The sequence below is a fragment of the Paenibacillus sp. 01L418 genome (genome assembly GCF_056400045.1).
Genome location: NZ_JBFTSN010000019.1, coordinates 22,076 through 44,819 on the forward strand (window position 1 = coordinate 22,076; position 22,744 = coordinate 44,819).

Annotated in this window: 22 protein-coding genes; 6 read left to right on the forward strand and 16 right to left on the reverse strand. The window is 45.9% G+C overall.

Annotated elements, in window-relative coordinates; genetic code table 11:
* Window positions 1–81: 81 nt before the first annotated feature.
* Complete coding sequence (locus tag AC1DSE_RS04660) at window positions 82–567, forward strand: RrF2 family transcriptional regulator (RefSeq protein WP_477510427.1); 486 nt, start codon at window positions 82–84, stop codon at window positions 565–567.
* A gap of 60 nt (window positions 568–627) precedes the next feature.
* On the forward strand, window positions 628–1,542 hold the full coding sequence (locus AC1DSE_RS04665) for an NAD(P)/FAD-dependent oxidoreductase (protein ID WP_477510426.1): 915 nt from the start codon (window positions 628–630) through the stop codon (window positions 1,540–1,542).
* Window positions 1,543–1,629: 87 nt separating this feature from the next.
* On the opposite strand, the gene AC1DSE_RS04670 is transcribed toward AC1DSE_RS04665, so the two are convergent.
* The 6 genes from AC1DSE_RS04670 to AC1DSE_RS04695 all read right to left on the reverse strand — a co-directional run bounded on the left by AC1DSE_RS04670 (window position 1,630) and on the right by AC1DSE_RS04695 (window position 8,148).
* The gene (locus tag AC1DSE_RS04670; protein WP_477510425.1) at window positions 1,630–2,484 is read right to left on the reverse strand and encodes an inositol monophosphatase family protein; all 855 of its coding nucleotides are present in this window, start codon (window positions 2,482–2,484) and stop codon (window positions 1,630–1,632) included.
* Window positions 2,485–2,590: 106 nt separating this feature from the next.
* Complete coding sequence (locus AC1DSE_RS04675; protein ID WP_441885134.1) at window positions 2,591–3,409, reverse strand: sulfite exporter TauE/SafE family protein; 819 nt, start codon at window positions 3,407–3,409, stop codon at window positions 2,591–2,593.
* 105 nt (window positions 3,410–3,514) lie between these two features.
* A complete protein-coding gene (gene uvsE / locus AC1DSE_RS04680) occupies window positions 3,515–4,537 on the reverse strand; it encodes a UV DNA damage repair endonuclease UvsE (RefSeq protein WP_477527446.1) in 1,023 nt (340 codons plus the stop codon).
* A 3-nt stretch (window positions 4,538–4,540) separates the two neighbouring features.
* Complete coding sequence (locus AC1DSE_RS04685) at window positions 4,541–4,858, reverse strand: hypothetical protein (protein ID WP_054026471.1); 318 nt, start codon at window positions 4,856–4,858, stop codon at window positions 4,541–4,543.
* A gap of 825 nt (window positions 4,859–5,683) precedes the next feature.
* Window positions 5,684–6,805, reverse strand: coding sequence for a D-alanine--D-alanine ligase (locus AC1DSE_RS04690; protein WP_441885130.1), 1,122 nt, complete (start codon window positions 6,803–6,805; stop codon window positions 5,684–5,686).
* A gap of 23 nt (window positions 6,806–6,828) precedes the next feature.
* Complete coding sequence (locus tag AC1DSE_RS04695) at window positions 6,829–8,148, reverse strand: amidase domain-containing protein (protein WP_477512572.1); 1,320 nt, start codon at window positions 8,146–8,148, stop codon at window positions 6,829–6,831.
* Window positions 8,149–8,657: 509 nt separating this feature from the next.
* Here AC1DSE_RS04695 and acnA point away from each other — a divergent pair.
* Window positions 8,658–11,369, forward strand: coding sequence for an aconitate hydratase AcnA (gene acnA / locus AC1DSE_RS04700; RefSeq protein ID WP_477512571.1), 2,712 nt, complete (start codon window positions 8,658–8,660; stop codon window positions 11,367–11,369).
* Between the two features lie 784 nt (window positions 11,370–12,153).
* On the opposite strand, the gene AC1DSE_RS04705 is transcribed toward acnA, so the two are convergent.
* Window positions 12,154–12,897, reverse strand: coding sequence for an IclR family transcriptional regulator (locus tag AC1DSE_RS04705; protein WP_076271916.1), 744 nt, complete (start codon window positions 12,895–12,897; stop codon window positions 12,154–12,156).
* A 253-nt stretch (window positions 12,898–13,150) separates the two neighbouring features.
* Between AC1DSE_RS04705 and AC1DSE_RS04710 the strand changes: the two genes are divergently transcribed.
* Window positions 13,151–14,206, forward strand: a complete 1,056-nt coding sequence (locus AC1DSE_RS04710) for an alpha/beta hydrolase (protein WP_339206872.1) — start codon at window positions 13,151–13,153, stop codon at window positions 14,204–14,206.
* A gap of 82 nt (window positions 14,207–14,288) precedes the next feature.
* Window positions 14,289–15,374 carry a Fe-Mn family superoxide dismutase gene (locus AC1DSE_RS04715; protein WP_477527447.1) on the forward strand — a complete coding sequence of 362 codons (1,086 nt, stop codon included), beginning with the start codon at window positions 14,289–14,291 and terminating at the stop codon, window positions 15,372–15,374.
* 180 nt (window positions 15,375–15,554) lie between these two features.
* Here the strand turns inward: AC1DSE_RS04715 and folE are convergent, their stop codons facing one another.
* The 8 genes from folE to AC1DSE_RS04755 all read right to left on the reverse strand — a co-directional run bounded on the left by folE (window position 15,555) and on the right by AC1DSE_RS04755 (window position 20,457).
* Window positions 15,555–16,148, reverse strand: a complete 594-nt coding sequence (gene folE, locus AC1DSE_RS04720) for a GTP cyclohydrolase I FolE (protein WP_076268865.1) — start codon at window positions 16,146–16,148, stop codon at window positions 15,555–15,557.
* Between the two features lie 36 nt (window positions 16,149–16,184).
* The gene (locus tag AC1DSE_RS04725) at window positions 16,185–16,406 is read right to left on the reverse strand and encodes a YneF family protein (protein ID WP_053372732.1); all 222 of its coding nucleotides are present in this window, start codon (window positions 16,404–16,406) and stop codon (window positions 16,185–16,187) included.
* 127 nt (window positions 16,407–16,533) lie between these two features.
* Entirely contained in the window at window positions 16,534–17,067 is a 534-nt protein-coding gene (locus AC1DSE_RS04730) for a methylated-DNA--[protein]-cysteine S-methyltransferase (protein WP_477527448.1), read from the reverse strand.
* Window positions 17,060–18,241, reverse strand: coding sequence for a tRNA epoxyqueuosine(34) reductase QueG (queG, locus tag AC1DSE_RS04735; RefSeq protein WP_477512569.1), 1,182 nt, complete (start codon window positions 18,239–18,241; stop codon window positions 17,060–17,062). The genes AC1DSE_RS04730 and queG overlap by 8 nt, the downstream gene beginning before the upstream one ends.
* Window positions 18,242–18,676, reverse strand: a complete 435-nt coding sequence (gene rnhA, locus AC1DSE_RS04740; protein WP_477512568.1) for a ribonuclease HI — start codon at window positions 18,674–18,676, stop codon at window positions 18,242–18,244.
* Between the two features lie 70 nt (window positions 18,677–18,746).
* Entirely contained in the window at window positions 18,747–19,370 is a 624-nt protein-coding gene (gene lepB / locus AC1DSE_RS04745; RefSeq protein WP_477512567.1) for a signal peptidase I, read from the reverse strand.
* The gene (locus AC1DSE_RS04750; protein WP_477512566.1) at window positions 19,367–19,924 is read right to left on the reverse strand and encodes a DUF402 domain-containing protein; all 558 of its coding nucleotides are present in this window, start codon (window positions 19,922–19,924) and stop codon (window positions 19,367–19,369) included. The genes lepB and AC1DSE_RS04750 overlap by 4 nt, the downstream gene beginning before the upstream one ends.
* A gap of 110 nt (window positions 19,925–20,034) precedes the next feature.
* Window positions 20,035–20,457: a GNAT family N-acetyltransferase gene (locus tag AC1DSE_RS04755; RefSeq protein WP_339206861.1), complete on the reverse strand. Its 423-nt coding sequence runs from the start codon at window positions 20,455–20,457 to the stop codon at window positions 20,035–20,037.
* Between the two features lie 355 nt (window positions 20,458–20,812).
* On the opposite strand from AC1DSE_RS04755, the gene AC1DSE_RS04760 reads away from it, so the two are divergent.
* The gene (locus tag AC1DSE_RS04760; protein WP_477527449.1) at window positions 20,813–21,424 is read left to right on the forward strand and encodes a superoxide dismutase; all 612 of its coding nucleotides are present in this window, start codon (window positions 20,813–20,815) and stop codon (window positions 21,422–21,424) included.
* A gap of 418 nt (window positions 21,425–21,842) precedes the next feature.
* Here AC1DSE_RS04760 and AC1DSE_RS04765 read toward each other — a convergent pair whose 3' ends face one another.
* A complete protein-coding gene (locus AC1DSE_RS04765) occupies window positions 21,843–22,472 on the reverse strand; it encodes a hypothetical protein (protein ID WP_477512564.1) in 630 nt (209 codons plus the stop codon).
* Window positions 22,473–22,744: the final 272 nt, after the last annotated feature.

Sequence of the window (22,744 nt, forward strand, 5' to 3'; positions counted from 1 at the left end):
TATGGATTCACGTTGTCTATAATGGACATTGTAGATCCATAATGATTAAGTACAAGTATTAAAGGAGGGTGAGTGTACCCTATGCAATATTCAAAAAGTATCGGTTATGCACTTCATGCTTTAATTCACTTAGCCCATGCTGAGCGCGGTCAGAACATAGGTATTAAAGATTTATCTTCTTCTCTCGGAGTTTCAGAGAGCTACTTATCCAAAATTATGTCCAAGCTGCGCCAGGACGGCATCGTACATGCTGTGACGGGTGCAAGCGGCGGCTACGAGCTTGCTAGAGCTGCAGATCAAATTACATTTTTTGATGTCATTCAAGTTATTGAGGGACGACAGCCTTTATATGAGTGCTTTAATATTGACGATCAGCATCATCATTTATTTTTTGAAGCTGAAGATTTAGAGCTTGAGTCCACTGACCATTCAGAAAATAAGGGATGTCTTGTAAAAAAAGTGATGATTGGTGCTGAACGTCATATGCAGCAGTACCTTCAGCAGCATACGATCCAGTGGGTGGTAGACTCTGCTGCCTTCAATCCATTAACACAAACCGTAAAATAAACAAGTCTCACTACTCTTTCTGCGTAAAAATAAAATTAGCCATTCGAGAGGATGTTTAACATGGAACAAATGATCGATGCAGCAATTATTGGCGGGGGACCTGCAGGCTTGAGTGCTGCACTTGTACTAGGCAGAGCAAGAAAAAGCGTAGTTGTTATTGATGAAGGGCGTCCGCGCAACCGAGTTACTCGCGAAACTCACGGTTTTCTTACCAGAGACGGCATTAGTCCGGGCGAGTTTCGACGAGTCGCAAAGGAGCAGATTAGCGCATATCCTACGGTTCATTTTGTAGAGGATGCTGCAGTGTCGATCACTGGAACCGATGGCCATTTTCAAATTTCGACTGCACAGGGACAAATCTATCAAAGCAAAAAGCTGCTATTTGCAGCAGGAATGAAAGACATCCCTCTCGATATTAATGGACTGTCTGAAGTATATGGAAAAAGTGCCTTCGTCTGTCCTTATTGTGATGGCTGGGAATTAAGAGACCAACCGCTTGTCTTGATTGTCAAAGGCGATAGAGCGCTGCACTCTGCCAAAATGCTGTCGGGTTGGACAAGCCAAATTACCATTTGTACCGATGGTCCTGATGAATGGACCGATGAGCAGCGTGAGGAGCTTAAGCTGCATAACGTTCCTACCTTTAACTCACCTATCCTGCGTATTGAATCTAGCGATGGCATGGTGAAGCAAATTATGCTGGAGGACGGTACTATTGTTCCGTGTACAGGAATTTTCTTTGCACCAAAGCTTGCTGCTGGCTCAGACTTGCCGCAAACATTAGGCTGCAAAGTCACTGAAGCAGGGACTGTTGTTGTTGATATGTTTGGGAAAACAAACATTCCAGGTATCTATGGCGCTGGTGATGCTGCGACGGAGCTGTATCAAGCCATTACGGCTGCTTCAATGGGATCTTTGGCTGCTGTGGGCATTAACAGCGAGCTGCTTGCAGAGGCTTGGAATAGCCGAGTTTAATACTTTCAAATTCATAAAAAAAGCAGCTTTGGCAATTTATAAGCCTGGCTGCTTTTTTGGTGTTTGTGTACACGCTGTCTATTGCGTTTATTCGCTTGCTTTCGCCTCGGCAAGCGCCGAGATAAGCTCCTGCTGAATGTGGCCATTTGACGCTACGATATTTCGCGTTCCCAATTCGTAAGGCTTGCCAACTGTACTCGTCACAATACCGCCCGATTCCTGAACGAGCAGCGAGCCGGCAGCCAGATCCCAGCTATTCAGTCCAATCTCCCAGAACCCGCTCAAGCGTCCTGCCGCCACATAGGCCATATGCATAGCAGCAGAGCCGGCTATACGGAGATTTCGAACCTGCGGGGCAACTGCTTGAATGCCTTTCAAATTTAAAGGCAGCGCATAATGATGGTCAGCCGGAAGACCTGTTGCAACCAAGCTGCCGCGCAGCGTATCCTCCTTGGATACCTGCATCCGTTTTCCATGCACGTATGCTCCCTTGCCTTTTTCGGCTACAAACAATTCATCCTTCATCGGGTCATAGACCACGCCGACGATCACCTCGCCGTTATGCGCCAAGGCAATGGATACACAGAAAAAAGGAAATCCGTGAACAAAGTTCGTCGTGCCATCAATAGGATCAACGATCCATAAATATTCAGCGTCACGGATGTTCTCTAGCGCACGTGTTGACGCTTCCGGCCCAGGCTCTACGCCTTCCTCTCCCAAAAAAGAATGATGGGGAAAATGAGTCATCACTAGATTTTTTATTAAACGCTCGGAACCTTTATCAATTTCCGTAACAAGATCATGCGAGGAATACTTTATATCAAGGCTTGCAAAATTGCCAAGCTTCGTCTTAATCCATTCTCCTGCTTTCGACGCACAATTAATTGCGACAGCAGTAAAGCTTTTACCGCCAACGACGGAAGTACTGTTCTGATCATTCACGATCCATCACTCTTCCCTCTATGTAAATTCACGAACATTTCTATCCATGTTAAGGTCTACTACGTTTGATGCTTTTACCAAGTTTCGCATGATTACTCCAACCATATCAAAATGAACGCAAGCCTTCAATGATTAATTGTCCCGCAAGCAGAAGAAGCGTCACTCTAAGCAGCCAAAGTAAGCCCTTGCCGCTCATTTTCACAGCAATTGCCGCACCCAGCTTTCCGCCGATCCAAGCTCCAGGCACTAATGCAAGCACGAGCAGCCAATCTGTTTCACCTAGATAAACGTGCATTCCGCTCCCTAGAATTGATGATAAAAAAATAACAAACATTGACGTTGCAGTTGCCATATGAGGCGGAAAACGAAATAACAGCACCATAAGAGGGACAAACAGCGACCCGCCGCCGATTCCAAATAAGCCAGACATGAGACCTACGCCAAAACCGATGCCGAGTGCAGGCATAATACCATAGCTGTACGTATGCACCTCGCCTGATGCATCGGTCATCGTTCGAACGATTGGCCACTGCTTCGAAAACGGTTTCATGTAGTCACGAGCAATTAATAATGATGCCATCAGCAGCATGAAAATACCAAAAACAAGTTGGAATACACCTGCAGGCAGCTTACCCGTAAGAGCGGAGCCAATCATTGCTGCAGGCCCGCTGGTCACAAAAAATATCCAGCCGCTGCGGAAATCAACGATTTTACGTTTGGCATAGCTCAGTGTAGATGCAAGTGCCGTAACGACTAATACCGTTAATGATATGCCAACTGCTGTTGCATGTCCAATAGCTTCTCCCGTTAATGCGGGACCAATGAGCATTAAGACAGGAACGATAATGATACCGCCGCCAAGTCCTACAATACTGCCAAACATCGCTGCTACAACGCCAAGAAGTACAAGAAGTATCCATTCCATGCGAATTCACCTTTTCAGTTACATAATGATGCATCTACTTGGAAGCGCCCGCTATATAATAACACCGCCAAGGCAAGCCCTGACGGTGTTATTTTGCTGCTATACCTACTCAGCAGTAATTTCTACGCGGCCGCCATCCAACACCTTGATGCCTTCTGCGCTTGCTTCCAGTTGCCTTAAGTCTTCTATCAGCTTCATCAAAGCCTCGTCCTTGCTTTTGGCTTCAAGCATGCAATCCAAATATTCGGTATTTCTTGCCGCATGACRCAAAAACTGTACAAGCGGCTCCGCTTCCACATGATCTGCATGACCACGGGGGTCAGATAAGCTTTTTGGACTGGAAGCGTGAATTTTGGGAGGAAGCTGGCTTGTACTAGCTATGCCCAGCCGCTCTCGCTCTTTGTCCCAGGTTTGAACAATACGCGGCCATAAATGCTCATATAATTCGTCATCTGAGATGTCTCCTGCATTAACAGCATGATGGTGAATGTCGAGCACCATCGGAACCTCAACTTGCTCAGCCGCCTCTAGCGTTTCCCTGACATTGAACGTTTTATCATCATTTTCAAGCGTAATCCGATGTTTAAAGCGAGGCGACAAGGAGCTGAACTGGCGAACAAAACGTTCACCAGCTACAACCTTGTCGCCGTATGCTCCACCGATATGTATATTGCATTTTGTCGCTTCATCAAGCCCCATTGCCTCAAGCATAAGAATATGATTGAGCAAATCCAGCTCTGATTTCGCGAGCACCTCCGGTCTAGGCGTGCTGAACACGCAAAAATGATCCGGATGAAAGGATACTCTTATTCCGTGCTTCTGCACGAACTCGCCAACTTCCTGAAATGCTGGCGCTAGCGCTTCAAATGGATTCCAGTCCAATAAGTCCTCATGAGTAGCAAGGGGTATAAGCTTTGACGAAAAGCGATACATTTGAATGTCGCTGGCTTTGCAATGCTTCAAAATCCGCAGCGTACTGCGCAGATTTTCCTCTGCTATTCTTTCCAGCTTCCGAATCCCTGCCTCGCGGTCGTTTAGCTTCGAGAAGTTCGCAAACGTCATCGTTCTTGAAGGCGATGCATTCTCAACCTGCAAGCTCATTGCGACAAAACCTAATCTGACAATCATCGATTAGGCCCTCTCTCCAAAAAACATTTCAAAAGCAAGCGCCGTTTGAACTTTTGATTCTTCCTCAGTCAATTTTCTCACGAGCTCCATCTCCACTTGTGTCACTTCTTCGCCTTGAAAATTAATTTCTGCGATAGAAGCTAAAATGCGGACAATCGCAATCGCTTCATTGGCTGGTGTATAAGCAATCACCTTTTGGCCAGTTGGAAATACGCGAAAGCCGCTCTTGACCATTTTGCCCCGACCATACTCCAACAATTCATAGAGCTCTTGTTCGGACTTAAATTTGCACACAGAATTAAACTCAGTTGCAAAACCCATATTTTTTCCCTCCTTTCAGTGAAATTTCTACCGTGCCTTCAAAGGGCTTTACTACCAAACCTTTAAAGGCTTATTTCAAAAATTTATAACATTAATATCAACTTATCAAACCTTTAAACCTTAATGTCAAACCTTTAAAACATTAATATCAAACCCTTAAACCCTTTTCAAGCTTTTCGAACCCACCCAAACCCTCCCTTCCAAGGGAGGGCCCCAAGGGTTGCACCCTCTGGACACCCGCAACTGAACTAACCTAAGAGTTACACTGCGCGCGCTTTCTACTTTTGCGGGGGATCGCTTTCGTCCCTGCGGGACACGCTTTACTTTTGGTGCGTTAAAAGATTAATCCTCTTAACCTTTCAAGTCATTCAAAATTTTCGTACTTTTCGAGCTTTCAAACTTTTCGAGCTTCACAAACTTTTCGATCCCACCCAAACCCTCCCTTCCAAGGGAGGGCCCCGAGGGTTGCACCCTCTGGACACCCGCAATTGGACTAACCTAGGAGTTGCACTGCGCGAGCTTTCTACTTTTGCGGGGGATCGCTTTCGTCCCTACGGGACACGCTTTACTTTTGGTGCGTTTTTCTCACATACCTTTAAACCCTTTCCGAGCTTTTGGGGCATTGAAGAACAACTTGTCCATTTTAAGAAGGAAAAAAGATCTTTTACCTGTTTACCTCGGATACAAAGATAAGGATTGAAGCCCCAAAGTAAATAATAAAAGAAATTTTTCCCTATATCTTTTTCTCATATGTGTACAAACAGTTATAGAAAGTTAAGAAATTTATAGAAATTATAACAAATTAGAGATCGTTAGAAATGCATCTTACGATTGTGATGCTTCACCTGTAAAATCTATCCGCTGCTTCTCCGCGTGACGGGAAAGAGCTAAGGAAATTAAGGTGTCTAACAATTCTTTATATGGAATGCCGGTTTCTTTCCACATAAGTGGATACATACTGATAGGTGTGAAACCAGGCAATGTGTTGACTTCGTTGATAAAAAGCTGATTGTCGCTTTTGCGAAGGAAAAAATCTACACGTGATAATCCCGAGCCATCAATGGATTGAAATGCACGAACGGCCATTTCGCGAACGGATTCTGTAAGCTCAGGCGATAAATGAGCCGGAATCTGCATCGTCGATTTTCCATCGATGTATTTGGCTTTATAGTCGTAAAATTCGTTAGAAGGCGCAATCTCGCCAGGTAAGGATGCTTTGGCATCATCATTGCCAAGTACGCTTACTTCGATCTCGCGGGCATCCACGAACTCTTCTACAATAACCTTACGGTCAAAACGGAACGCATAGTTGATGGCATTAATAAGCTCTTCACGGTTTTTCGCTTTGGATACGCCTACACTAGAACCTAGGTTGGCTGGCTTAATAAAGCATGGATAGCCGAGTGAAACCTCGCATTCCATGATGAAGAAAGATGCGTCTCTCTCCCACTGTGTACGGTTAAAGTACCGGAAAACGCATTGCGGCAAGCCTTCTTGCGCAAATACTTTTTTCATTAGAATCTTGTCCATCCCAACGGCAGAAGCGAGAACACCCGCTCCGACGTAAGGAATGTTGGCCATTTCGAACAGCCCTTGAATGGTACCATCTTCACCAAATGTTCCGTGCAGCAATGGGAAAATCACATCAATGCGCGGCTCATCGCCAGCCGATTTTGAGCTTCTATTCAAACCTTGAAATAATGGAGCAAGAGCAAAGCCATTTTCCTCAGCCTCGTCTGTTGTGTTGCGTAGATCTTCTACACTGCTTGGACGGTTATGCAAAACGGCTCCCGTTTTCCATTCGCCTTGCTTCGTAATATAAAAAGGTTTGATTTCATATTTGCTGTAGTCAAATTCACCCATTACAGCGTAAGCCGTTTGCAAAGAGACCTCATGCTCTCCCGATTTCCCCCCGTAAACTAAACCTACTCTAACCTTGCTCCCCATGGCATATCCTCCGGTACAATAATTTATAATAGATCTGCAATATGAAAAAAACGATATTTCGTTTGTTCCGTCCATGCATAGGAATCACGATAATCCCAATAACGATGCCTGCTGGAAACGGTATTCGCATTCACTAGCGGCATACCGAACGAATCAAAAGCAGTTACGATTGTGCTGTGCTGAAAGCGATGATCACCATTCCAGTCATACGTAATGACATCCCCAAGCTGCAGCTCATCCGCAGATTGCACAACCTCTGCACGCAAGCCTGAGGTCTTTGAACCAGTTAAATAGTTGGTTATCGCGTTTGATACCGCCCAGCTGTAGCTCCACCATTCACTGCCCTTATTTCGGCCCTTATACCACCAGCCCGTTTCTCTCTTACCAGTATAGTTCATCGGAGCATTGCCTGCAAAGATGCACTGGGACACGTAATTGGTACAATTCACCTCAAAAAGCTCATACGCTGGGTTCCCCTCATTCCACCAACGATCCGCATATGCAGCAACCAAATCTCTCCTGTAACGAATACCAGATGGCCTGTGTTTGAATTGCTGTAATAGGTCATAATTTAAGTATGGTGTTGATGGCGAAGATTGTTCGCCAAATAGCTCCGAGTAATCATCGACGGTCATCCAATTGTCTACTGCTGTGCCATAACGCGGTCTTCTTTCCGATATAATTGGCTCAACACGAAGAACATTCCATGAGTGACCAGCGAGCCCTAACCAAAGACGCTCAAATTCAGATCTTTCTTCCATGTAAAAACGCCCAGACTGCTCCATTCTTCTTTTGATGTGGAGACGAATCAACACAGAGACCTCGCTTGATGATTCGTTGACGCGTATGAGCTCTGCTTTTGTTTCGCTTCCTGCTGGAAGCGCGCCTCTAAGCAAATCGCGTTCACGAAGACGCTCAAGCCTGAATCTTAGGCGATCACAATGATCGCGGTCCGTAACGTAATCGGTCAGCACAGCCGCATGCTGATTCGCTTCGGCTTGATTGTACAAGCTAATATAGCGATGAACAGCAGCTTTCCAACCTTGCAGCTTCCCTTGCTGATCGTGCGGATCGTAATCAGAGGAACGAAGCAGCGAGTTTAACTTTGACGTTTGTTGTTTTACTGGCTTTTCTTCCTGATTTGCTCTTTTTTGATTTTGCAGTGCTTGATCGCCGATTTCAGCATTTCGCTCCGCTTGCAACCCGGAAGGCGATGGCTGCTTCTGGATGGCATGCGTTACAACTTTCTGCTGCGACTTGCGCTGAGAAGCTGATGGTTTGGATGATGTTTGGTTATGCTTTTGGCCCTGAGTTCCTGGCCCCCGGTTGCCTGTTCGCGGCATAGCAATCCCTCCTTGACCTTATCGTGAGTGCAAGCGTAAACGGCTGCAGCATCTCTTTTGATGAGGCTAACTCGATTGGCGTTGAAATATAAACTTTTGGGATAGGAATCCAACTTAACCGAATTTACATTTCAATTGTAAAAGACTGCAGCTTCTCCCTTAATGCTTCATGGCCGCCGTTTCACGATGAAATATAAGTTTTTGGATTGACCTTCTCGATAGCAATCTTATATTTCAAGCCTATGCTGCTACAGCTTGCCTTTATGGCATGAGAACGTCATCAAGTATTTCGTGCTAAACTTGTCGCTGATTAACTGCTTCATTATATGAAGCACTCTGCCATTTCATGTAACATTCATTGAGGATCATTTTCAATGCCATTTCCAAGCGCATAAAGACATAATTGGACTTTACGGAAGGACTATTTTAACGATATACTATAGATATAGAAATTATGAAATAGTGTTTCACAGAATGAAACTCAGACTACAGTTAAAAGGAGAATGACGATGTCTACACAAAATCATTATTCAGTTCGCACAACGCTTGACGCTGGCGGCAAGTCTTATGCTTACTACCGTCTAGGCGGACTTGAAGAGCAAGGACTAGGCGATATTTCCAAGCTTCCTTTTTCAATTAAAGTATTGCTTGAGGCTGCTGTTCGTCAATTTGACGGACGCGCAATTACCCCTGAACATGTAAAGCAGCTTGCTACATGGGCTGACGGACGCGAAGATAAAGAAATTCCTTTCATCCCTGCTCGTATCGTTTTGCAGGATTTCACAGGTGTACCGGTTGTCGTTGACCTTGCTGCAATGCGCGACACTGTGAAAAAAGCAGGCGGAGATCCGAAAAAAATCAACCCGCTCGTACCAGTTGACCTTGTAATTGACCACTCGATCATGGTTGATGCATTTGGTTCACCTGAAGCACTTGAGTACAATACTAAAGTTGAATTTGAGCGCAACGAAGAGCGTTACCGTTTCCTTCGCTGGGCACAAACAGCATTTGATAACTTCCGCGCGGTTCCACCAGGTACAGGTATCGTTCACCAAGTTAACTTGGAGTACCTTGCATCTGTTGCAGCTACAAAAACAGTTGACGGCGAAACAGTCGTATTCCCTGACTCACTCGTAGGTACGGATTCCCACACTACAATGATCAACGGTCTTGGCGTAGTGGGCTGGGGCGTTGGCGGTATCGAAGCTGAGGCTGGTATGCTTGGTCAACCGCTTTACTTTGTAATGCCAGAAGTTATTGGTTTCAAATTGACAGGCAAGCTTGCAGAAGGTTCAACAGCAACTGACCTTGCGCTTACGGTTACTCAAATTTTGCGTAAAAAAGGCGTTGTTGGTAAATTCGTTGAGTTCTTCGGCCCTGGTCTATCGAACATCAGCCTTGCTGACCGTGCAACAGTTGCCAACATGGCACCAGAATATGGCGCTACAATCGGCTTCTTCCCTGTTGATAACGAGACTCTTAGCTACTTGCGCCAAACTGGCCGCAATGAGGATCTTATTGAGCTTGTTGGCTCTTACTACAAAGCACAAGACATGTTCCGTACAGACGAGACTCCAGATCCAGTATTCACGGATGTGGTTGAGCTTGATCTTTCGACAATCGTTCCTTCCCTTGCAGGCCCGAAACGTCCTCAAGACCGCGTAGAGCTTACTGCAATGAAGGAATCTTTCAATAGCATCATCCGCACACCGATTGACAAAGGCGGCTACGGTCTCTCTGATGAGAAAATCGAGCAGTTCGTTACTGTTAACCATAATGACGGCCAAGTTAGCCAAATGGGTACAGGCGCAGTCGTTATCGCAGCTATTACAAGCTGTACAAACACTTCGAACCCAAGCGTAATGGTTGGCGCTGGTCTAGTTGCTAAGAAAGCAGTAGCACTTGGACTTAAGAAACCTGCTTATGTAAAAAGCTCCCTAACACCAGGCTCGCTCGTTGTTACGGAATATTTGACAAAAGCAAACCTAATCGAACCGCTTGAAGCACTTGGCTTCCACGTTGCTGGTTACGGCTGTGCGACTTGTATCGGTAACTCCGGTCCACTTCCAGATGAAGTAAGCAAAGCGATCATCGACAATGACATGACCGTATCTGCTGTACTTTCCGGTAACCGTAACTTTGAAGGCCGTGTCCACGCACAAGTAAAAGCAAACTACCTGGCTTCTCCGCCACTAGTTATCGCTTATGCGCTTGCTGGAACGACTAACATCGATTTGACAACTGATCCAATTGGTTTCACTGAAGACAACAAGCCTGTATTCCTAAAAGATATTTGGCCAACGTCGCAAGAAATCAACGACGCAATGACAGCTGCGCTTAACCCGCAAATGTTCCGTGACAAATACGAAAACGTATTTACACAAAATGAGCGTTGGAACGCAATTTCGGTACCTAAGGGCGAAAGCTACGAGTGGGATGCAAAATCAACTTACATCCAAAACCCGCCGTTCTTCGAAAACCTAAGCTCCGAGCTTTCTGATATCAAAGATATCCATACAGCAAACGTACTTGCTCTTATGGGCGATTCCGTAACAACGGATCATATCTCACCTGCTGGTAACATCACAGTTAACAGCCCAGGCGGTCAATACTTGATCGAAAACGGCGTTAAACGCGAAGACTTCAACTCTTACGGCTCACGTCGTGGTAACCATGAAGTTATGATGCGCGGTACGTTTGCGAACATTCGTATTCGTAACCAAGTGGCTCCAGGTACAGAGGGCGGCGTAACGACTTACCTTCCAACGGATGAAGTAATGTCGATCTACGATGCATCGATGAAATATCAAAACGAAGGCAAAAACCTTGTCGTTCTTGCTGGTAAAGAGTACGGTACAGGTAGCTCGCGTGACTGGGCTGCAAAAGGTACATTCCTACTAGGCGTCAAAGCTGTTATCGCTGAAAGCTTCGAGCGTATTCACCGCTCCAATCTGGTTGGTATGGGCGTATTGCCACTTCAATTCCCAGAAGGTCAAGGCTGGAAGACGCTTAACATCACTGGCCGCGAAACATTCGACATCGTTGGCTTGTCAAATGACGTTACTCCAGGTTCGCAAGTTACCGTTACGGCTACTCGCGAAGACGGCACGACATTCGACTTCCCAGCAATTGTACGTCTTGACTCGGTAGTTGACGTTGATTACTATCGCAACGGCGGTATCCTGCAAACTGTACTTCGTCAAATGATCGCTAACATGTAATAATCTGCGCATATCCTGCGCCGTATCGAAAAAAGAGCTTTGCCGATTCGTCGGCAAAGCTCTTTTTTCGTTTGTTATTAAGCAATGGCGTTGTTACCTACTTTTTGTTATTTGCTACCTGTTATGTTTTACGTGTTACCTGTCACTGTACGCTGGAAAATTTCCGTGGCCTATGCTTGCTCGTGGCTCCAGTACTTCCAAACATGCTCAATCAATCATTATGAGTTTAAGCATGCTTGCACAGCCAACACCTTAGTCATGCTCCCCTCCGAGAGCAGGCGCGCCACTAAAACATTAGTCTTAGTCACGCTTGTAGTGTCATAGCCTCACTTTTTCGCACAAAACTTCATCTAACGGACATAGGATCCGTTATTTATTACAATTAACGTCCACAACAAATTTAACGGACATACAATCCGCTATTTGTCCCATATCGAGCTAAATCCTACCTTTTTAAGCCCAATAGCGTACCCTATGTCCGTTAGCCACTCCAAACGTAAGAAAAAGGAGCAAATAGCGTATCTGATGTCCGTTACCTTCTCTAAAAAGCAATACACAGGAGCTTCCACTCCCACCGATTAGATGACTTAATCCTGAAACTCATATGCTCCAATCATTCGTGGACCATGGCTGCTTGTTAAAAACCTAGATGCAGCAACCGCTAGCTAAGCAACATCCCAGCAAAGGCGTAGCTTAAACGGGCTACACTACCCAACAACCCTAATGTGTTTAAACAAAAACAGCAGGCCCGAGGATCACCTCATGCCTGCTGTTTCTTTTATGACTATAGAATCATCGTACCCATCCGTTTGGCGGACTCCATCATAACCGGGGCGTATTCCCTCATCGTGTCCATCGTCATCCTGCTGGCTGGACCCGACACGGATAATGCAGCAGCGAGCTTGCCGGTACGGTTAAAGATAGGCGCCGAAAGCGCCGCTGCTCCCGGTTCCCGTTCCTCGAAGCTTGTGGCATATCCCTGCATACAAATCTCTTCGAGCTGCTGCTTGTATTGATCCAAATCCAGAGAGTACAGCCAAGCTGGATCTCCAAAAATGCTTTCCTGTACGATCGGATCTGAATAAGCGATTAGCACCTTGCTCGATGCACCTGCATAAAGCGGCAGTCTCACGCCTACAGGCGCTACCCGCCTAACGGGTTGATTGCTTTGCACGGCTTGCATACGAATCCGCTCAGAGCCGTCTCTTACGTATATGCTAACGGTCTCGCCCAGCTGGTCGCGTAAACGCTCCATCTCAGGCAGCCAAATTGTTGCTTGATCATCTGAACGTGATAAATGGGCTGACAGCTCCCACATTTTTAAACCCAAATGATATCGGTCTGTCGAGCGATCGCGCTCGATGAAGCCTTTCTCTTCGAGCGTGGCGAGCATCCGGTGCACCGTGCTTTTGTGCAGGCCAACCTGTTCGGCAATCTCAGTCATTGCCCAGTCTGTTTTTGAAATAAAACACAGCAATATATCAAGCGCCCGATCCACTGCTCGAACCGTCGATTTTCCATCTTCCATGCAGCCACAGCTCCCTCTCCAAAAGTTTCATCCAATGAAACCGATTCTCATTCAGTATAACTCATCGCTTCCATTATCGTAAAGAACAGTTGTTTACATTACAGTAATATTACAAATGATTAACATTACCTCGACAACAATTGACAGGCTTATAGGATGGGACTACGATAAAAGTACTAGATAAGAAAAGCGCTTACAACGTTCCGAATAGATGAGTCTAATGGACGGTTACTTACAGAGGGAGGACAACGACATGAGCACGACTATAATGACACCATTGCCACTTGAAGGCGGATTTCCAAAAAACCTTCATCCCTTCCCGCTTGGCGATTCGGATAACCTGTCCCAATTGCGCAAAACCAAAAGCCGCAGCAAGCATTTGCTGGTTGCTTCCATTGCTTCCCTTACGGCAATGTGTTTGATTGCTGTCATTATTTTTCATGGCTATGTCGCTTGGATGCTTGCATATCCTTATGTAGCCCCACTCTCCTCTAATCCGCAAGCGGCTATCGGCCTAGATTACGAGGATGTCATTTTCCCTAGCAAAAGCGGAAATACGACGGTCAGCGGCTGGTTCATCCCTGCAGAGAGTGATGCAAGCGAAGCGGCTCCTTCAGCTCGAACTGTTGTTTTCAGCCACGGTTATGGCGCTAATCGCGAAGAATCATGGGTACCGATGTATGAGCTCTCGAAGCTGCTGCACGGTTTAAACTATAATATATTGTTGTTTGACTACGGCTATGCATCTAAGGAGTACAAAGCTCCGGCCACTGGCGGCCTTGAGGAGTCACAACAGCTGCTTGCTGCAGTAGATTATGCAAAATCACGCGGAGCGGAGGACATCGTCGTCTGGGGCTTCTCAATGGGGGCAGGAACGGCATTGCAAGCAGGACTGCAGACCGATGAAATTGATGCCATGATACTCGACAGTCTATTCATCCCGAGCCCCGAGGCATTATTTGATAACTTGAATCAATTTGTTTCATTGCCGCAGTTCTCTTTGCCGCTTATTGAATCGATGATCCCCCTTTGGACGGGTACAAGCTTTGGATCTATTCCGGCAAGCGAGGTTTTATCTAACGTTTACGATATCCCGTTATTTATCATCCACGGCACAGAAGATTCAAAGGCGCCTTACCAAACCGCAGAAGCTATTGCTGAAGGGCAAGGCAACGTTCTATCACGTTCTTGGATTGTTCCCGAAGGCAAGCACGAATTGCTTTTCCAAGTTCATCCGAGCGAATATATCCAAAGAGCAGCCTTATTTCTAAGCCAAGTTGATCAACAGCTCCAAGCAGAACGAACATAATAATGAAGCACGACATAAGCCCGCTTACCAACGAATACATCTAACATAGATGCATTTGTTGCGAAAAAGGGAGGCGATGGTCGTGCTTTTTGTTTATGGAACGCTCATGCCCGTTCGCGTAATGGAATTAGTTAGACATTGGAAGCTGCAAGAGAAAGAGCATATCGCTGTTATTTTGCAGGCAGCGCCTGAGATGGAGCGTCAGTATGTTCAGCTTCTCCAAGCATGGGAGCCTGTTTTCTCCAATACCGCTCAATATACTAATCAATGGCTGGATGAATGGCTTCCTTTTCCGTCACGCTTACCATCCTATATGGAACAAACGATTGAAGCGGTTGTAGAGACATCTCTTGAACAATCAAGAACGTATGTCGATCAACTCAGACAGCTAAATGAGCGCACCGCGTCGGCTTCTTCTGATGTTACCAAATCCGTCATCTCACACGCCATTCGTGAATCCAACTATTATATCGGCTTAATGAGCTCCTATCGACAAAAGGTAACCAGCTCAGGCAATAATCAGCATCGTGCAATTGTCCAGCAAGTCCCCATCGGAGGACATACACTGCCTCCTCTGCCTTATGCATACAGTGCCCTCGAGCCTTATATCGATGAGCATACGATGCGAATCCATCATGATATACACCATCAGTCCTATGTCGATGGTCTAAATGAAGCGGAATTGCAGCTCAAAATCGCACGCGAGACGAATCAATTTGAGCTGGTTAAGCATTGGGAGCGAGAGCTTGCTTTTAACGGTGCCGGCCACTATTTACATACTCTTTTCTGGAGCATCATGACACCCTATGGTGGAGGTGAGCCGATAGGAGCTTTGAGCCAGCAAATCCGAAATGATTTYGGCAGCTTCTCCGCCTTTAAGAATCAATTTAGCAAGGCAGCGGCGAAGGTGGAGGGCAGCGGCTGGGYGATTCTAGTTTGGAGTCCACGCAGCAGCCGGCTTGAAATATTAACCGCAGAGAAACATCAGAATTTATCACAATGGGATGTTGTGCCTTTGTTAGCCTTGGATGTGTGGGAGCATGCCTATTATTTAAAACATCAAAACAAGCGGCCTGAGTATATTCAAGATTGGTGGAATGTCGTGAATTGGACGTTCGTTAGTGATCGATTTGAAGAAGCTCGAAAGCTTGTGTGGGTGCCATTCTAATCTATTCAGAAAAAAAAGCCCGACACGGGAGCTGGGGACTAAACTGACCCCGGTTCACTGTCGGACTTTTTCAAAATATAAGAAAGTATATTAATTTTCTCATACTTATCTTATATTTCACCGTCAAAGCTGCTTCAGCATCCAGAGGACGCTGAAGGCAATTTTGCTTGTTTATATCGTCTATTGCTTTAATAATGTCAAAAACTCGGAGCGAAGCGCAGGATTGCTGCGGAAGTCGCCTCTTACCGCAGACGTTACGGTCATGCTGCCAGGCTTCTTCACCCCGCGTGAGCACATGCACAAATGCTCGCCTTCCACGACGACCATGACGCCATGCGGCTGCAGCTCCTCAGTAAGGATATCCGCAATTTGTGATGTAATCCGCTCTTGCACCTGCAGTCGGCGAGTAATCGCCTCTACGAGTCTAGCAAGCTTGCTAAGACCAGCGATTTTGCCGCTAGGAATGTAGCCAATGTGCGCTTTTCCGAAAAACGGCGCCATATGATGCTCGCACTGACTGTAATAAACGATATCTTTTACAATAACAAGCTCTTCATGCTGCTCATCGAACGTAACGCCCAGCACCTCACGAGGATCAACCTCATATCCGGCAAAAATCTCCTCATACATTCGAGTCACACGAGCGGGTGTTTCCAGCAAGCCTTCACGCTCTACATCTTCACCGACAAGTTTCAATATTTCTCTTATGTGATGTTCAATTTGCTCCCGGTTGCTCGAAACACTCGAATTGACGTAATCTTTCTTTCCCGCCATTTCTGAACTCTCCTTCCGGTCCCCCCGCGTCTTTCTTTATCTGCGAGGCATCTTTTGGTTTTTCATCATGTGCTGCGCTTTTTGCATTTGTTGCTTATTCAGATTGTAGCCCATTTGCTTCGCCATTTTCTGAATCATTTCTGGATCATTTTGCATTTTCTCAAGCTGCTTCCGCAGATAGAATACGCCTACAAAAAAGCCCCCAACAGCTCCTGCAATTAAAGTAACAATTGGTACAACAATGTTCACCCACGACATACCTTTCACCTGACCCTTTCCAAATCTCCTGCTGTGTATAATGTTCCCATGATAGCATGTTCACCTCTTGTTCGCAATGAACATGCTGACGCTCCGCTTAACCTTTTTGTGACAATTTTTGATGCTCTTATTTCGCACTCTTTTCCAGATCAAGCAGCGCGATTTTAATAGGAAGACCTCCGCCATAACCAATCATTTGGCCGCTTGCCCCAATCACGCGATGACAAGGCACGATGATCGAGACAGGGTTGCGGTTGTTCGCTCCACCTACGGCACGCATAGCTCCAGGCTGATCCAGCATCACAGCGATATCCTTATAAGTACGCGTTTCCCCATAAGGGATTTGCTGCAGAGCTGCCCACACCTTCTGCTGAAACGGTGTGCCATACATTTGAATAGGCAGATCGAATTGCTGAAGCTCTCCGGCAAAATAAAGCGCCAACTGCCTTGCTGCTTCATTCAGCTGTTCATGAGAGGCTGCTTCGACCCGCGTAATATCCGCGGCACCGTGCCCAAATACCCGCTTCGTCCACTGCTCTAGTTTCTCTAAAGCCGAATCGTAAGGAGCAAAGTCCAAGTGGCAAATCCCTTTGTCCGTTGCCGTTAACGTCATCGGCCCGATAGGCGAATCAATCTCAGYCGTATAAAGTCGTTCACTCACTTGCGCCACCTGCTTCCGAGTTGTCTTCTGGAATCGTGCTTAATTGAGCAATGGCATTCGCAATCGCCTGCAGTGCTTCCTCATCCGTTTCCTTCACTGATGCTCCAAGCAAAGCAGACTTTGCCTGCTCGCCGCCAATTCGCGCAAGCGACCATGCAGCTGTTCCGCGGAGCACCGGGCGAGGATCCTGCTCCAGCACCTTGATCAAATCCGGCACTGCACTAGCCTCTTTAAAGTTGCCGAGCGCGATTACTGCATTGCGCTGAATCGGCTTCTTGCCCCGCCAAGCGGAGGATGTTCGGCCATATCTGGCTTGAAACTCCTTGTTGCCTATCGTTAGAAGCGGAACGAGCAGCGGCTTTACTAATTCCATATCCGGCTGCAGCTCTGGTTGATGCGTCCAGTTTTTGCCGCGGTTTATCGGGCAGACCGTCTGGCAAGTATCGCAGCCATAAAGCCGATTGCCGATTTTTCGCATGAACTCGTCCGATATCATTCCTTTCGTTTGTGTGACAAAGGAGATGCAGCGGCTTGAATTCAATTGACCCGGTCCAACTAGTGCATCCGTCGGGCAAGCGTCAATACATTTGGTGCAGCTGCCGCAGCTTTCCGTTATCGGTTCATCCGGTTCAAATGGAACATTGGTAATCATCTCACCGAGGTAAATCCACGAGCCGAGCTCGGGCGATATAATTGCGCAGTTTTTTGCGCTCCAGCCAATGCCTGCACGCTCAGCAACGGCGCGATCCGACAATGCGCCGGTATCGACCATGCTTTCCACGCGCAAATCCGGCATCCGCTCCCTTAGCCATGCTTCCAGCTTAGCAAGCCGATCACGCAACACTTTATGGTAATCTTCTCCCCAAGCTGAACGTGACATAATGCCTCGCCTTGCACCCGGCTCTGATTTAGGAGGGTCCTTCAGCTTGGATGGATAGGCAATGGCTATTGCAATAATCGACTGCGGATTTTCAAACAACAGCGCTGGATTCGTTCTTTTCTCAATGTCAGGCTCCTCGAAGCCAGACTCTCTTCCGAGCTCGCGGTGCCTAAGCAAAATTTGCTTTAATGATGTGAATGGATCCGCCGAAGCGATCCCTATCTTGTCGATGCCGAGGCTTGGTGCCGCCGCAATCATCTCTTCCTTCAGCTTTGCCCATCTATCTGTCATCATCTATAACCTTTTAATTGCTTCACGAGCCAGCTCGTCACAACGATTATTCCATTCATTATCGCTATGGCCTTTTACCTTTACGTATTCTACTTTATGACGCTGCATAAGCTCCCAAAGCGCTTTCCAAAGCTCTTGGTTCTCAACAGGTTCCTTCTTGCTGTTCTTCCAGCCGTTGCGCAGCCAGCCGTTTATCCAGCCTTTCTGGAAGCAATTCACGACATATGCTGAATCACTATACACCGTCACCTTACAGGGCTCCTTAAGCAGCTTCAACCCTTCGATTACTGCTTGGATTTCCATACGATTGTTCGTCGAGTGTTTCTCTCCACCTGAAATTTCTTTCTGATGAACGCCAAAAAACAGCACTGCTCCCCAGCCGCCCGGCCCCGGATTACCGGAGCATGCACCGTCCGTATAGATCATAACGTCCTTCATAAGAATCCCTCCTAAAGGTTTGCGAATGCAAACCTACTTCGTAAGCAGCAGCTTTTCACACACAAAGTGATTAAAGCGCTCTTATCTTTTTGTAAGGCCATAAAATATAATCGGCTCTGCCGCGAATAAGCTCTTCTGGCACAGCGTGAAACGTCCGGCTGTCCAAGCTCGCCCTAGCATGTCGATTATCCCCCATTACAAAATAGTTTCCTTCACTTATTACTTCTGGCCCGTAGCTCATATCTTCTATTAATGAATCCGTGTAAGGCTCGTCCACTAGCTCGCCGTTACGGTACAATTGTTTATTATGGATTTCAATACGATCACCGGAAACCCCAACGATCCTTTTTACAAGAAACTTTTCCTCGTCTTCCCCCATATCCGGTTCCTTCAAAATAACGACATCACCAACCTTAGGCTTGCCGACCAGGTATACAAATTTATTAACAAACAGCCACTCATGCTCCGTTAACGTCGGCTCCATCGAATGACCTTCTACCTTCGAGAGGTTAAATACAAAAAAATGCAGAAGCAGCACCACAGCAAATGCAACAACCAATGTTTTCGACCAATCAAGCAGTTCTGCGAGCCAATTGGAGCGATTGCTTGCAACAGTATGGGCAGATAATCCCGCATCTACACTGATTCCTGCTTTTTCATTACTTGGCTTGCGATTCTGGTCCTCAAGGCTCATTGTTCCACCTCTTCACTTCGTTTCAGCCAATCCTGATAATACTTCAGCACGAGCTGATCCTGAAAAGGCGATTGCCCTTGATCCATCCGCTTCAAAAGCGCATCAAGACCCTCATGCACCTTTTCTTCGACCATTTTCGGATAGTGGTAAGCCGCTTTGTGCATCTCATATTCGTCTTGATCGACGACTGTTCTTCCACCATCAACTGTACGAATAACGTCCAAATCGTAATCGATATAGGTAAGCACATCACCCTGAATGTACAGCGGTGAGGCAATATTGCAATAATAGCGGACGCCTCCGTCCTCTAGCAGAGCCACAACATTGAACCACTGCCCCGGTATAAAAAAGGAGACTGCTGGGACGCGGCTGATCCATATCTTACCATCAGACTCTTGAATCGGCGTTTGACGGTTTATGAGCACCTTAATGGATTCCGCTTTATGCTGCTCGTCAAGCAGCTCATCAGGCACAAGCCAATTCTGTTGCCATATACGGTGAATGTGACCGTTATGTTTGAAGCTTTTGATGACACAGTGCCGATATGGTTCCATCCCGTTCTCCTCATAAATGTATATAGTAATAAGAAAAGCATATCTGACCGCCAAAAGCAATGGCGATGCAGATATGCCCTGCGTACAACTTACATGCAGTAAAGTTCGCGTTAACCAGCTACAATGCTCAATTTCTGAAAAGATCTGATAAAATCGTTGGCTACATACCCCATCGACTCGTACAGCGGTAAAACTGGCTCGTTGTGCTCGTCCGCGGTAATTAGTATCTTTGTGACACGGCGCTGTTCGAAGCGCTGGCGCAATGCCTGGATAAGCGTTTTACCGATTCCTTTCCGTTGGTGGAGAGGAGATACAGCAATTCGATAATAATAACCTTTGTTATTATCAATCGTACCGATAATCATGCCCACAATTTCGGAATTTTCGACAGCGACTAATACTAAATCACTATCCCATGACAACTGGCGGGCAAAAGCTTCCATCGTTTGTTCGTAGCACTCTTCTGTTAGAACCTCTTCAAGCAGTGCTGTAATTGATCGGTAATCGGACAACTGGAAGGAACGAACATTCATTAAAATTACACCTTCTATACCATGTCATAGTATTGCATTTAAAATATATTACGACAAAATTAAACGAAATCCTGCTTCAATCTTTAATATTCCTTAAAAAAAGTAAAGAAATCATCAATTATCTCGTGTAAACGCTTAATATTAAGCGCTTACAACAATTTAATCCATTTATTTCTCTATAAATGCAGTTCTATCTTCCTAATCTGTATATTTTAGCTAGCGTCGAGATACCCTATTTTAGGTTATGTTTGATCGTTTTAGCCCATTCGACTTTTGAAACAATAATGTTGATTTATTCAATCGGATAAGGGATAATGGACTTGGATAACTACATATAATTAGGAGGCTGTAAAAAATGGCACATCAACTACCTGCTTTGCCGTACGCGCACAACGCACTTGAGCCGCATATCGATGCGACTACAATGGAAATTCACCACGGCCGTCACCATAACGCTTACGTGACTAACCTTAACGCTGCTTTGGAGTCCGCTCCAGAATTGCAAAGCAAATCAATCGAAGATTTGATCTCCGATCTTGCAAGCGTTCCTGAAGCAATCCGTACTGCTGTTCGCAACAACGGCGGCGGACATGCTAACCACAGCTTGTTCTGGGAAACAATCGCTCCAAACGCTGGCGGAGCACCTACTGGCGCTCTTGCAGCAGCAATTGAAAGCGAGCTAGRCGGCTTTGAAGCTTTCAAAGCTGACTTCGCAAAAGCAGCAACAACACGTTTCGGCAGCGGCTGGGCATTCCTAGCAGTTGCAAACGGCAAATTGAAAGTATACAGCTTGCCAAACCAAGACAGCCCGATCATGGAAGGCGAAACGCCAATCCTAGGTCTTGATGTATGGGAGCACGCTTACTACCTGAACTACCAAAACAAACGCCCTGATTACATCGCAGCGTTCTGGAACGTAGTTAACTGGGATGAAGTTGGCAAACGTTACGAAGCAGCTGTTAAATAATATTGTTTTTCCAAACCGGCGCTTGCCTCTTTAATGAGGCAAGCGCCGGTTTTTATTTCTTTTATGATGCGTATAAGGTGCTGGGTGTTGGAGTGGAAAGTTGCTTAAGTGCAGGGAAAAAGAGTGGAATGTTGACAATGTACATAAGACGCGGGAGTTGGAGTTGGGTTACGATACTGCTGATGAGCTTAGGGTGCAGGAAGTTGAAGTACAACTTTGTCTATCTGCTTCTGTTGCAGAACGTTGAATTACAACCCTGCCGTCCACTTAGGTTCAGGGAGTTGGAGTGTAACACTGACCATGCTCTTATGGTGCTGGGAGTTGAAGTACAACTCTGACAATTTGCTTATGATGCAGGGAGTTGAAGCACAGCTCTGACAATTGGCTTGTGATGCTCATTAATTACTGGAGGAATATACTAGTCCAACAAACGAATGATTTCTTTTGCGTAAGTGTCCCAAGCTTTGTTATCGGTGTTGATTTCTAGAGTAGGAATGACTGAGTTTGCTGCTGCTTTTCGCAGTTTCAATTGAGTTGCTACCAGTTCATCTGCTGCTGCTTTAATTTCTTCACTACTCTTATTCGACCATTCATCAGGCGTGCGGCTTTGAATTCTTAGTTCAGCTATTTCCGGTGATATCGTTAATAATGCACATTTTGCCCCAAAGTGTAAGAGTTCCTTTTCGATAGCTTCAATTTCATTATTTGTTTTATCAGAATAGGCGACTCTATGATTTAAATGAAACCTTTCTAGTATAAAGAATACACCTCGCGAGCCGCGTGAAGCTCTCCCTAGCTTAGTTGACCATTCTTCTAATTGCCTCAGCATAGCAACTCTTTCACTCAACAATTGGAGATGCTCTTCGTGACTTGATGTTATAAACTGACCACGTACGTTGTGCAGCACCTGTGAATAATGCTCGCTTAAAACGATAACACTTCGCTCAGCTGATTCGTCCTGCGCTTGCATTAGCTTTAACGACTTCAATACCGATGTTTTACCCGCATTCGAAAATCCTTCCAAAATAATGCCCCGCAGTTGATTCACGCAACAACCACCTTCTGTAATTATTTTCATATCATTATATAGGGACAGTTTCGCTATAGGCAAATATATACAATTGATAGACATAGCGTGGCAGAGTGTATTCATTTATCTTCCGAATAGCTAGCCTGTAACTGGATAGAGGTTAGGTTGACCTCATTAGTATCATAGGAGTTTTTACCTTCGATAATGGTCAGGTCGTCTCTCCTTACGGACATAGGTTCCTCTATTTGGCGAAATATCCGTATATTGAAGTTTTAACGGACATAGGATCC

Bases quoted from the DNA above. Each gene is read 5' to 3' on its own strand.
- AC1DSE_RS04660 (WP_477510427.1), top strand. From the start codon at position 82: ATGCAATATTCAAAAAGTATCGGTTATGCACTTCATGCTTTAATTCAC.
- AC1DSE_RS04665 (WP_477510426.1), top strand. From the start codon at position 628: ATGGAACAAATGATCGATGCAGCAATTATTGGCGGGGGACCTGCAGGC.
- AC1DSE_RS04675 (WP_441885134.1), bottom strand. From the start codon at position 3,409: ATGGAATGGATACTTCTTGTACTTCTTGGCGTTGTAGCAGCGATGTTT.
- AC1DSE_RS04685 (WP_054026471.1), bottom strand. From the start codon at position 4,858: ATGGGTTTTGCAACTGAGTTTAATTCTGTGTGCAAATTTAAGTCCGAA.
- AC1DSE_RS04690 (WP_441885130.1), bottom strand. From the start codon at position 6,805: ATGGGGAGCAAGGTTAGAGTAGGTTTAGTTTACGGGGGGAAATCGGGA.
- AC1DSE_RS04695 (WP_477512572.1), bottom strand. From the start codon at position 8,148: ATGCCGCGAACAGGCAACCGGGGGCCAGGAACTCAGGGCCAAAAGCAT.
- acnA (WP_477512571.1), top strand. From the start codon at position 8,658: ATGTCTACACAAAATCATTATTCAGTTCGCACAACGCTTGACGCTGGC.
- AC1DSE_RS04705 (WP_076271916.1), bottom strand. From the start codon at position 12,897: ATGGAAGATGGAAAATCGACGGTTCGAGCAGTGGATCGGGCGCTTGAT.
- AC1DSE_RS04710 (WP_339206872.1), top strand. From the start codon at position 13,151: ATGAGCACGACTATAATGACACCATTGCCACTTGAAGGCGGATTTCCA.
- folE (WP_076268865.1), bottom strand. From the start codon at position 16,148: ATGGCGGGAAAGAAAGATTACGTCAATTCGAGTGTTTCGAGCAACCGG.
- AC1DSE_RS04725 (WP_053372732.1), bottom strand. From the start codon at position 16,406: ATGTCGTGGGTGAACATTGTTGTACCAATTGTTACTTTAATTGCAGGA.
- queG (WP_477512569.1), bottom strand. From the start codon at position 18,241: ATGATGACAGATAGATGGGCAAAGCTGAAGGAAGAGATGATTGCGGCG.
- rnhA (WP_477512568.1), bottom strand. From the start codon at position 18,676: ATGAAGGACGTTATGATCTATACGGACGGTGCATGCTCCGGTAATCCG.
- lepB (WP_477512567.1), bottom strand. From the start codon at position 19,370: ATGAGCCTTGAGGACCAGAATCGCAAGCCAAGTAATGAAAAAGCAGGA.
- AC1DSE_RS04750 (WP_477512566.1), bottom strand. From the start codon at position 19,924: ATGGAACCATATCGGCACTGTGTCATCAAAAGCTTCAAACATAACGGT.
- AC1DSE_RS04755 (WP_339206861.1), bottom strand. From the start codon at position 20,457: ATGAATGTTCGTTCCTTCCAGTTGTCCGATTACCGATCAATTACAGCA.